This window comes from Thermosipho melanesiensis BI429, assembly GCF_000016905.1.
In the GTDB taxonomy this organism is placed as follows: Bacteria; Thermotogota; Thermotogae; order Thermotogales; family Fervidobacteriaceae; genus Thermosipho; species Thermosipho melanesiensis.
The window spans coordinates 1,544,038-1,555,296 of the sequence record NC_009616.1; the positions used below are offsets into that span (position 1 = coordinate 1,544,038).

The 11,259-nt window shown below is 29.7% G+C and carries 14 protein-coding genes; 6 read left to right on the top strand and 8 right to left on the bottom strand.

The annotated features are described in order from the left end of the window. Position 1 precedes the first annotated feature (1 nt). From TMEL_RS08010 to TMEL_RS08035, 6 genes are read left to right on the top strand one after another with little or no spacing between them, the layout of a single operon-like run. A complete protein-coding gene (locus tag TMEL_RS08010) occupies positions 2-670 on the top strand; it encodes a DUF2225 domain-containing protein (RefSeq protein ID WP_012057760.1) in 669 nt (222 codons plus the stop codon). Continuing rightward, the gene (locus TMEL_RS08015; protein WP_041426105.1) at positions 649-2,229 is read left to right on the top strand and encodes a 3D domain-containing protein; all 1,581 of its coding nucleotides are present in this window, start codon (positions 649-651) and stop codon (positions 2,227-2,229) included. Before TMEL_RS08010 ends, TMEL_RS08015 begins: the two co-directional genes overlap by 22 nt. 2 nt (positions 2,230-2,231) lie before the next feature. Further along, positions 2,232-2,678 carry an RrF2 family transcriptional regulator gene (locus TMEL_RS08020; protein ID WP_012057762.1) on the top strand — a complete coding sequence of 149 codons (447 nt, stop codon included), beginning with the start codon at positions 2,232-2,234 and terminating at the stop codon, positions 2,676-2,678. Then, entirely contained in the window at positions 2,675-3,751 is a 1,077-nt protein-coding gene (gene mnmA, locus TMEL_RS08025; RefSeq protein ID WP_041426106.1) for a tRNA 2-thiouridine(34) synthase MnmA, read from the top strand. The genes TMEL_RS08020 and mnmA overlap by 4 nt, the downstream gene beginning before the upstream one ends. Continuing rightward, a complete protein-coding gene (gene hpt / locus TMEL_RS08030) occupies positions 3,729-4,241 on the top strand; it encodes a hypoxanthine phosphoribosyltransferase (RefSeq protein WP_012057764.1) in 513 nt (170 codons plus the stop codon). The genes mnmA and hpt overlap by 23 nt, the downstream gene beginning before the upstream one ends. Further along, positions 4,238-5,401 carry an LCP family protein gene (locus TMEL_RS08035; RefSeq protein WP_012057765.1) on the top strand — a complete coding sequence of 388 codons (1,164 nt, stop codon included), beginning with the start codon at positions 4,238-4,240 and terminating at the stop codon, positions 5,399-5,401. The genes hpt and TMEL_RS08035 overlap by 4 nt, the downstream gene beginning before the upstream one ends. Here the strand turns inward: TMEL_RS08035 and nfi are convergent. The 8 genes from nfi to TMEL_RS08070 form a co-directional block, all read right to left on the bottom strand. Continuing rightward, positions 5,382-6,062: an endonuclease V gene (nfi, locus tag TMEL_RS08040; protein ID WP_012057766.1), complete on the bottom strand. Its 681-nt coding sequence runs from the start codon at positions 6,060-6,062 to the stop codon at positions 5,382-5,384. The genes TMEL_RS08035 and nfi overlap by 20 nt on opposite strands. Position 6,063: 1 nt before the next feature. Further along, positions 6,064-6,771: a hypothetical protein gene (locus TMEL_RS08045; protein ID WP_012057767.1), complete on the bottom strand. Its 708-nt coding sequence runs from the start codon at positions 6,769-6,771 to the stop codon at positions 6,064-6,066. Beyond that, positions 6,768-6,974 carry a DUF72 domain-containing protein gene (locus TMEL_RS10695; protein WP_077277094.1) on the bottom strand — a complete coding sequence of 69 codons (207 nt, stop codon included), beginning with the start codon at positions 6,972-6,974 and terminating at the stop codon, positions 6,768-6,770. Before TMEL_RS10695 ends, TMEL_RS08045 begins: the two co-directional genes overlap by 4 nt. A gap of 73 nt (positions 6,975-7,047) precedes the next feature. Next, on the bottom strand, positions 7,048-7,476 hold the full coding sequence (locus TMEL_RS10700; RefSeq protein ID WP_049750443.1) for a DUF72 domain-containing protein: 429 nt from the start codon (positions 7,474-7,476) through the stop codon (positions 7,048-7,050). 4 nt (positions 7,477-7,480) lie between these two features. Next, positions 7,481-8,383: a tRNA modification radical SAM protein MnmL/YtqA gene (gene mnmL, locus TMEL_RS08055; RefSeq protein ID WP_012057768.1), complete on the bottom strand. Its 903-nt coding sequence runs from the start codon at positions 8,381-8,383 to the stop codon at positions 7,481-7,483. Next, entirely contained in the window at positions 8,380-9,615 is a 1,236-nt protein-coding gene (locus TMEL_RS08060; RefSeq protein WP_012057769.1) for an amidohydrolase, read from the bottom strand. The genes mnmL and TMEL_RS08060 overlap by 4 nt, the downstream gene beginning before the upstream one ends. Next, the gene (gene rsfS / locus TMEL_RS08065; protein WP_012057770.1) at positions 9,612-9,950 is read right to left on the bottom strand and encodes a ribosome silencing factor; all 339 of its coding nucleotides are present in this window, start codon (positions 9,948-9,950) and stop codon (positions 9,612-9,614) included. The genes TMEL_RS08060 and rsfS overlap by 4 nt, the downstream gene beginning before the upstream one ends. A gap of 5 nt (positions 9,951-9,955) precedes the next feature. Beyond that, the gene (locus TMEL_RS08070; protein WP_012057771.1) at positions 9,956-11,254 is read right to left on the bottom strand and encodes a bifunctional folylpolyglutamate synthase/dihydrofolate synthase; all 1,299 of its coding nucleotides are present in this window, start codon (positions 11,252-11,254) and stop codon (positions 9,956-9,958) included. Positions 11,255-11,259 lie beyond the last annotated feature (5 nt).

Here is an 11,259-nt window from a genome sequence, read left to right on the forward strand (position 1 = left end):
TATGGAATCGTTGTGGGATAAGACATATAAATGTCCTATTTGTGGGAATGAGTTTACAAGTAAAAAGGTGAGAATAGATTCTGTGAAGATATCGGGATACGATGATGATTTGAAACCAAATTATGTAGAGGTGAACCCTTTTTTGTATGAAATAGTCGTGTGTTCCAACTGTTGCTATGCAGAATATGAACCGAAATTTGAGGAAAATGTTAATATATTGGAAAAAGAAAAGATAGTAGATGCATTGGAAAAGTTGAAGGGGAAACTTTCAAATGTAAAGAAGCATTTTACAGGTGAAAGAGATATTGATTTAGCTTTAAAGGCTTATGGAATCGTTGTGATATTGTCAACGGTTACTAAAAGATATTGTAAGCTTGCAGATGCATATTTGAAAATCGCTTGGTTGTTTAGAGAAAAAGAAGATAAAGAACAGGAAAATATTGCACTTGCTCATGCATTGAGAAGTTTTGAGGAGTGTTATTTAAAATCTAATCTTCCTGAAGGTAAACCCGAGGAAAAAGTGTTATTTTACCTTGGAGAGTTAAATAGGTATTTTGAAAGAAGAGCTGAGGCGGTAAAGTGGTTTTCTATTCTTGTAAAAAAGTACGGAAGAAGTTCGTCTTATTATGCAAAGGTGGGAAGAGATAGATGGCAAAGTTTACGGCAATAATTTTGATGTTGCTTTTGTTATTTTCTTGTAATTATGTGACATATGAACAATTCAGTCAATTAGAAAATAGAGTTTATACTTTAGAAAATATTATACAAGAGTATGACGATAGGATTAGTGTTTTGGAAAAGGATTACAATAAGGTTTTTAATAATCTTGAAAATAGTTTAAAAGAATTGGAAAATAAATTAAAAAAGATAGATGTTAAAAAAATAGATTATTTAGATGATTTTACAAAAAAAATCGCAATCCGGATTACTAATATAGAAAATCAATTGAACAAGATAACTGCAGAGCTTACTTCTTACAATATTAGGGGAATTATTTATAGAATAAACGATGTAGAGGGATTGGTTCAAAAGCTTAATCTAAACGAAGTAAAGAACATTTTAGATGAAGCTATAGAGAGATACAATAATGGTTATATAAAGATAATGGAATTGGAAGATAAGGTAAGAGAAATACAGGTTGAAGTACAATCTTTGGGTCAGACTTTGGAGGAAGTAGATAGTATTGGTGGTAATGAAGGGAATATTCCTGCACTACAAATTTTAAATAAACTAGAAAAGATAGATTATTTGGAGAATACGGTTAATGATTTGCTTTTAAAGATTGACAGATTTTCTTCAAGAGAGGGTTTAGAAAAGGAATTATCACTGGTTAAACAGATAAATTCTGAAATAATGTTTTTGAAGCAAAATTTTAATAGAGAAGATATAATAGATATTTTGAAATTAAGACAAGGGTATATTTTGTATATTGTGAGAAGTGGAGATTCATTGTACAGTATAAGTAAGAATTATAATTTGGGAAGTAATGGCGTCGAAAGATTAATTTCGTTTAATGCAATAAGTGATCCAAGAAGAATTATGCCTGGACAAGTGTTAAAAATTCCTGTAGATAATTTCAAGAATTTTTTGAATTTACCTATAGAAATAAATCCTGAGAATGTTTTAGGATATTTTGGTGAGACAAAAAAAGGCGTTACAAATTTAGGAATAGATATTGATGCACCTGGTAAAAAAGTTTATCCAATTTTAGTTGGTCGTGTAACAATAAAAGGCGATAATGTTTTATATGTTGATCATGGAAATGGAATTCTTGGTATATATAAAGGGATTGAAACTAATTACAAAGAAAACGATTGGGTAGATATAAATAAACCATTGGGAAAGATTAAAAAGATTTTTCATTTTGAATTATGGGTGGATGGGGAACCGAAGGATCCGTTAAAACTTCTTTTTGAATATAAAGAGAAGTTTAAAGTAACATTTTATACTCCTTGGGATGATGGAAAGATACCATATTATCCGACGTTTAGATTAACTCGTTCGGGAACAATTGCAAGAGAATGGGTAACTGCTGCTGTTGATCCGGGGATAATACCACTTGGTAGTTATATATACATTCCTCAATTTAAAAAGATTTTTGTGGCAGAAGATACTGGAAGTTTAATAAGGGGTAAACGAATAGATATTTATATAGAAGATGTCAATATAGCACGTCATTATAGTGTCAAAGACTTGGATGTATTTATATTAAAAAATGGAGGTATATAAATATGGCCGTAACAATGAAAAGTGAGTATGCATTGAGACTACTACTTCTTTTATCTTTAGATGAAAAACTGGTAAGTACGAGAGAGTTAATATCAAAGTGTAAGGCTGATATACCTTATGAATTTGCTCAAAAGATTTTGTCAAGGCTTGTTTCATCTGGAATTTTATCCTCATCTAGGGGAAAATTTGGAGGGTATAAATTAACAAAAAAGCCGTCAGAGATCACAATTTATGATATAGTTAGTGCTGTTGATGATATTTCAACTGTAATTACATGTTTTGTTGAGCCTGGTAAAATGAAGTTAGAACCTGAAATTTGCACAGTAAATGAAATTTGGCAGATTGTCATGGAAAAGTTTTCAAAATCATTAATGTCTGTTACGTTGGAAGATTTAAAGAAGTCATATTTGAAAAAATGTGAGGAGTTTGGAAGGAGGAATAAATTATAAAGGTAGGAGTAGCGTTAAGTGGAGGAGTAGATAGTGCTGTTGCTCTTTATCTTTTGAAAAAAAAGGGATATGCTGTAACAGCATATCATTTAAAAACGGTTCCAGATTCGTTATATTTAACTAAACAGATCAAACACAAGGTTTGTTGTAGTCCATCGGACACATTTGATGCCAAAAAAGTTGCACAAAAGTTTGGGGTAGAACTAAAAATAATACATGTGGAGAATGTTTTTAGGGAAACTATAATTAAGTATTTTATTAATGAGTATAAAAGAGGAAGAACTCCAAACCCTTGTTTTTTTTGTAATGATTGGATAAAGTTTGGAGTTTTGCTTGAGAGAATAATCCAAGATGGAAACGATTATGTGGCCTCTGGTCATTACGCGCTTTTAAGGGATGGAAAATTGTATAAAGCAAAAAATAAAGAGAAAGATCAATCGTATTTTTTGGCATCTATAAAAAGGGAAAAATTAGGTTACTTAGTTTTTCCGAATGGAGAATATAACAAAGATGAAATTAGAAATATTGCAAAAGATTTGAATATTCACATACATTCAAAGGAAGATTCTCAAGATTTATGTTTTATTCCCGATAATAATATTTATGGATTTTTAAAGGAAAATGGAGTAGGGTTCAAGGAAGGGTTAATAATTGATACTAAAGGAAACATTTTGGGAACACATAAAGGATTGTCAAATTATACTATCGGTCAAAGGAAAATAGGTATAGCTGTAAGGGAACGTATGTATGTGTTAAGAAAAGATTTTGAAAAGAATTTACTTGTTGTTGGGAAAAAAGGAGAGGTGTTTAACAATAAGTTTACAGTATCGAAACTGAATTTTTTGCAAGATGTATATAAAAAGATAGAAGGATATGTTAAAGTAAGAAAAAAATTCAAAGAAGTAAAATGTAGGGTATATGTAGATAATGATAATTTGTATGTGGAAACAAGAGAGCCTATTTTTGCTATTACTCCAGGGCAAATAGCGGTTATTTATGATGAAGATGGAGCAGTAATTGTATCAGGGGTTATAGAAAAGGAGGGATGGAATGGATTTGAAAGTTTTAATTGATAAGGAAAAATTGGCAAGACGTATTAAAGAGATGGGAAGGGAAATAACGGAATATTATAAGGGAAAAACGGAGACAATCCATACGGTATGCGTTTTAAAAGGAGCAATTCATTTCTTTTCTGACCTTGTTGAGAATATTGATTTAAATGTTGAATATTCCTTTATCCACGTTTCTAGTTACAGTGGAATGGAGTCTACAGGAAGGATAAGGGTAAAAAGTTGGATTGATGAACCAATAGAAGGGAAACATGTCTTGGTTGTTGAGGATATTTTAGATACTGGTCAAACTTTGTCATATATTTTAGGATATTTAAAGAGATATAATCCTAAAGATTTGAAAGTTGCAACTTTATTAAAAAAGTCTTCAAAAAAACCGTTAGTTGGAGCAGATTTTATTGGTTTTGATATTGAAGACAAATTTGTAGTTGGATATGGTTTGGATTTTGATGAAAAATTTAGAAATATTCCATACATAGGTTACATGGAATGAAGAAAGCTATTTTTTTATTAATAGGTGTTATAGTAGTTTTATTTTCATTGAGTGTAGTTTTTATCCCCTGGATGCGCTTAATTTTATATGTAATATACTCTCCTCTTAATGAGGAGACTAATTTTTTGGTGTTAGGTTTGGATAAGGATATTCAAGGGACGAGAAGAACAGATGTAATTATGTTTGTAAGTGTAAATTCCAAAAGTAAAGAGATAAGAATAACAAGTGTTCCAAGAGATTTGATTATCAATGGTAAAAAAATTAATTCATATTATCAAAGAAATGGTTTAGAAAATCTTATAGGGCTAATTGAAGGATTTTTTGGGAAAAAAGTGGATAGATACGTAATAGTTGATTACGATGTGATAAAAATCATAGGTGATGAGATTGGTCCTATTGAGGTATATGTAAATCAGCCAATGAAATATACAGATTATTCACAAAATCTGGTAATTAATTTTGAGCCAGGTTTACATAAATTGTATGGAGAAGAGTTACTTGCTTTTATGCGTTTCAGAAAGGATTATAACGGTGATTTGGGAAGAATAGAGAGACAAAAATATATTATTGAGCAACTTTTAAAAACTGCGTTGAAAAAAGATATTTTTACATTATCAAGGACTTTTAAAAAGGTGTTTGATTTAACGGAAACTAATGTGAAAACTTCTGAATTGGTATTTTTAGCTGTAAATTTTAGGGATAGATTTAATTTAAAGGGTATATCTTTTCCTGTTGAATACGATGTAGATGGTAACATATATCCTGGAGATATGAAACAGTTAAAGGAAAAATATTCCCAAAATGTTCAAGATAAGGAAAATGAATATGTTTTTTATATAGTCAACAATACAGAATATCAAACAAGGATATATAATGTAAATTTATATTACATGTGGAAAGCTGCAGGAGTTATTCCAGAAGCTATATTTTTCTTGGATAAGAAAATTTGGAATTATCCTAATGATTTAGTGTATATTTTAAATGAAAAAGTTAGTATTGAAAGTGTAAAGAAGATTGTAAAAACAGTGCATCCAAAGAGGAATTTTGTTATTAAATATGCTAAAGATGATTTAGAAGGGTATTATAAATTAATTGATTTACTTACAAGCAGTAGAAATTACATAGATTTTCCCGTTGATTTTATTGTAATTCTTCATTGAATTGTTTCTTTAAGAGCTGAGAGTATTTATGGGCTAGTCTTGTTGGTTCAGGCAATTTGTACTTTGTAATGAATTGTTTTGTTAATTCTAGTGATTCATCTAAGGTTATAAGATTTCCAGGAGAGATAAAAATAGGTTTTACATTTTCTCTACTTCTTAATACAATACCAATTTTTTGGTTTTTATAAGTGATATATGTAAACGAAAATTTTTTATTTTCCGGTTCTACGTAATTTCCAAAGAGAATTTTTTTGGCGATGCCTATTGTGGGTTGTTCTATCCAAAGCCCCATGTGAGAAGCAATTCCCATGCTTCTAGGATGTGATATTCCATGTCCATCAAAAAACACTACATCTACATTGTGGTTAACCTTTTTCCATGCCTTTAAAAATATGGGGCCTTCTCTAAATGCTAACAATCCTGGAATGTAAGGAAACGTTATCTTTTCAATGTGATGATAAACTTTTATTAATTCCATATTCTTATCTAAAATTACAATCACTGCAAGACCATAATCTTTTACAAATGAAAGATCTACACCTGCAACCAAATTTATTTCTTTGCTGAGTGGTTTAAATGTTAATTTTTTACTTAACAATTTTTGGAGTTCTATAGCTTTTTCAGGTATTAATTTCCAAGAATGAAGTTTTTTATATTCCATTTTAATCACCGTCTATGTATATTAATTTTGAAATTTCAAGCCAGATTACTTTCTTTTTTTTAACTGAATATATAAAGTGTGCAAAACCAATTTTATCTGCATGGAAGGCTCCTGAGATAGAAATATAACCTTCTAGTTCATAGGTTTTATCATTTTGAAAGTCAATTGTTTTTAGATTTGATATTCCACCAATAAATAATCTTTTGTCTTTTCCTATAAATTGTCCGTATTTATTGTAGATCTTGTTTTGTATATAAAATTCTTTTTTATCTGAGAGGTCAATATATGTATAGAATTCCTTGTATTTTATAATTGCTTTAAAACCATCCATAAAGAAACCAGATAAATTTACAAGTTCTTCGTTGTTTAAAATGATACCTTTTGTTAATGAATAAATAAAGTATTCATTAAAATTTCCGCTGCCTCCACTATCTGCTTTTATGAATATGTCTAAAGTTTTATCACCGTCAAAATCCAGAACAAATAGTTCTGGATTATATCCTCCAAAGCCTAACTTAATTTTTTTAATTAATTCAGTTGTCTTTAAAGAAATAAAAAGATCATCCCAATATATAGAGCTAATGGGTGTGCCTTCTAGGATTATTGTTTCAGGCTTATTGTCGTTGTTTATATCTATACTTGTTGTTTGTATTATTTCTGTTAAAGAGAGAATTGGTAAAAGAATAAATAATATTATTATATTTTTCATAAATCCACCTCCAGTAATTTTTTTAAGATTTCTGCGTTTTTAATGACATGGCAAAAATAGTCGTTATTGAAATAAACATAAGTGGTAGTGTTAAATTTTTTAATTTTATTGGAAAATTCCAGTAATTTTTCGAACGAATATTTAGAAGCGTATAGCTTTGATGGACTATGGAGTCTAATATAAATAAACGAAGCGGTTTTAATCCGTGGACTTTTATATCTTTTGGATCAGTTATGTACATGGCTATGTTGTATTTTTCTAATAATGAGAATATTTTTACCATGAGTTATCCCTAAATTCAATAGTGTAGTTGTAACTTTTATCTAATTTTGTTAAAAAATTTTCTAAAAGTACTTCATCTTTTTTTAAAGATGGTGGAAGTTGCCAAAGTATATTGGAAGTTTTTGATTTTATATATTCAATCCTTTCATAAAATTTTTTGAGAAATTCATCTATTTCTTTTAATTTTTGAATATGTGTAATTTTTTTGGGACCTTTTATAGAAAATATAAAAATTTCAGGGATTTTTTTATCCCAAGATTTAACTATATTTTTGAAAGGTAATCTATAAAATGTAGAGTTAACTTCCACGATGGAAAATCGTTTTGCATAGAATTTCAACCAATCGCTTTTTGGTAGTTTTTCGTGATAAAAGCAACCAATCCAGTGGTCGTAACTCCAACCAGAAGTTCCAATTTTTGTCATGATGTCATTCCTTTGTTTTCGGGGTGTACCAACTTAAAAATTTTTTCCCTTGATAAGTTTCTTTTTCTTTTAAGGTATTTTCTATCATGTTTATTATCTGTATTTTTGGTTTGTTCCAATTTCCAAATATTGTTCCTGTTTTTGGTGGATCTGCAACTAGCCTGTGAATAGTAATTTTTGGAGATAAAAATTCTAAGAATCTGACAACTCTTTCAATGTAGTTTTCCAAGCTACCTATTTTTAATTTACTTTCCTTGTATAATTTTCCAAGTATTGTATTTTCGACAATATATAATGAATGAATTTTTACACCATCTACATTTAAAACGGATAGTATTTTTGCCGTTTCTATAACGTCTAATAGGTTGTCATCTGGGAAGTTTAATATAACGTGTGAAATAAGTTCAAATCCTCTATTTTTGATTTTCAAAGCTGCATTTATAAATTCAGAAAGTGTATGGCCTCTGTTCATTTTCACTAATGTATGGTAATTAGCCGTTTGAAGTCCCATTTCAATAGAAATATCAATATTGTTTTTTAGTTCTTCTAAAAGGTCTAAAATTTCATCGGAAATACAATCTGGTCTTGTTGAAATTGAAATTTGAACAATATCTTTATCAATTGCTTCTGAATATACCTTTTTTAATACATCAATTGGAGCATATGTATTTGTATAATTTTGAAAATATGCAATAAATTTTTTAACACCTCTTGATTTGTACCTTTTTTTTAATTCTTCTATTTGTGATTTTATATTTAACCCTGTAATAGTTGTAAAACCGCTTCCTGTTTCATCACAAAATAAACATCCTGGTTTTCCGTTTTCCCTATTTGGACATGTAAATCCTGCATTTATTGGTAATCTATATACTTTTTCTCCATATTTTTTCTTTAATTCTACACTCAATTTTCTATACCTAAAACCTTCTTGTAAAAAATCGAAAATTGTTTGTATACCTCCTTTTCGTCTATTGTTGGAAATTTACCGGATATATATATAAACTTTCCATTAACCATTGTTGCATAGACAGTGGTTTTTGAATGAATTAAATGATGTTTTATATTTTCCAAAGGGAAATAACTTGGAGTGTTAAGCTCTATAATTGTTAAATCTGCAGGGAGATTTTCCTTTATTATTCCTCCATCAAGTTTTAGTGCTTTGTAACCATTTTCAGTAAGCATTTTTAATGCTTGATTTGTTGTAACATTTTTTGGGTCGTTTTTCTTTTGAAGTAATGAAGCAAGTCTTGCTTCAAATAGAATGTCTAAAGAGTTGTTACTTGCAGGTCCATCAGTGCCAAGTGCAACTGGAATGTTGTTTTCAATAAATTTTGTTAATGGAGCAATACCATTTCCAAGTTTTAAATTGCTTGTTGGATTATGAGAAATATATACGTTATAGTTTTTTAATTCTTCTATTTCCCTTTCATTTAGGTGTATGCAATGAACTGCAAGTAGATGAAAGTCTGCAATATTTGTTTCAAGGATATCTTTTAGGGAGTACCTTTCCCTTTCCCAAGCATTTTCAAATAGGTGTATAGTAACGGGTATATTCATATTTTTTGAAAGTTTTCCAACCTCTTTTAGTGCTTCAATAGAACATGTATATGGTGCATGAGGCCCTAGGGCAACATAGATTCTATCATCGACATTGTTCCATTTCTCAAAGAGTTTTATAGCTTCTGAAAGTCGTGAAGGTTCTATTTTGTTTCCTTCAGATACTAATCCACGAGAAACAAGTGCTTTAATTCCAAAATCGTAAGCGGCCTTTGCAACGGAGTATTCGTACATATACATATCACAAAAAGCAACTATACCATTTTTTGCCATTTCCATCATTGATAATAACGAAGAAAAGTAAACAATATCCTTATCGAGCTTTTCTTCCAGTGGAAGGATATTTTTGAAAAGCCAATCGTCAAATGAGAGATCTTCTGCAATACCTCTAAAAATAGACATAGCGACGTGTGTATGGGTATTTATCAAACCGGGAATAATTAGCTTTCCTGAAAGGTCAATGTAATTTTCTCCTGTAAGGTTTTTTGAAATTTTTTTTATTTTTTTTTCCTCTATTTCTATATCCAGTTTTTCAACTGAAGAATTCCAATCTTTTAATACCAATGCGTTTTTTAGTATCATCTTTTTTCAACCTCTATCCTTTTTGCATCGATCCACAAACCTTCTAAATCGTAAAAACTCCTTGCTTCTTTTGTAAATATATGAATGACAATGTTCGATGCATCTATAATTAACCAATCGTGGTTATCTTCTTTATCATAATATATTATATTTACACCATAACCCTTAAGCAAATCGAGAAGGTCTTCTCTCAAACTTTTCATATGAGTAGAGCTATTTGCTGTCATAATTATAAAATACTCTGTTGGTACATTTGTTTGGGACATGTCAAGTATGACAGGTTCAATGGCCTCTTTTTCTAGTAATTTTCTCCAAATTACCTTCAAAATTTCCAAAAGTGTCACCTCCTCATAAGTTCAAATTCTTCATTAATAACTCCATGTTCAAGATAACTTCTTATATATCCAACAAGATAAAATGAACCTGTTACTATTTTCAAATCAACGTCTATTGAGTTTAACTTTTCTAAAGCCTCTAAGGGATTTTCAATATACTCGCATGAATTTATGTGTTTCTTTACAATTTCATACGTTTCTCTACAATTTGTTGCCCTATGAGAAGGAGGGCAAGTAACAATTGTGTGAGATAATTGTGGTACTAGTTTTTTGATGACATTTTCTTTATCTTTATCATCTAAAATTCCAAACACTGCTACTTTTTCCTTTTCCTTAAAATACAGTTTGAGGTTTTCAGAAAATTTTTCCGCAGATTCTGGATTATGTGAACCGTCAAATACTATACCTTTAAACATTTCAAAACGACCTGGAATAAACGCATCTTTAAAACCTTTATATATTGCATCATCATTTAAATTGTTTGTGATTTCCAACGCCTTAATTGCAAGTGCTGCGTTTATTGGTTGGTGTGTTCCATTTAATTTTATTTTTATGTTTTTAATGGTTTTATCACCGTAATAGTTGATTATATTTTCGTTGAATTTATAATCTACTATTTCGAAATTAAAATCTTTTCCAAGCTCAAATACCTTTGAATTTTTCTGCTTTGCCACTTCATAAATAACTTTTTTAGCTTCTTTGGGTAGACTAGATATTATTACAGGTTTTCCATTCTTTATTATTCCTGCTTTTTCAAAAGCTATTTTTTCCAAAGAATTTCCTAATATTTTTGTGTGTTCTAGACTTATCGATGTAATGATAGAAGCTTCTGGTATAATAACATTTGTTGCATCAAATCTGCCTCCAAGTCCAACTTCAATTGTTGAAAAATCTACATTTTCTTCCTTTCCTATCTCAAATGCCATTGCCGTTGCAAACTCAAAGAAGCTTGGAGCAAAGTCGAGTCCTTTTTTATCTAAAATTTCTGCTACACTTTTAACTTTATCAAAAGCTTTTAAGAATACTTCCCTAGAAACGTGTTTTCCATTAATGGGAAATCTTTCTAAAATAGTTGATAAATGGGGAGATAAATATCCCCCCACTTTGTAGTTATTTTTTAAAACGTAATGTAAAAATGTTGTTGTACTTCCTTTGCCGTTTGAACCGGTTACATGGTATTTTTTATACTTTTCTTGTGGATTATTTAAAAGCTCGAGTAATTCTTTTATTCTATAAAGTCCGATTTTTATTTTTCCGTAAGGTCTTTTAAAATATAGGTATTTTAACGCTTCTAGATAGTTCATAATTA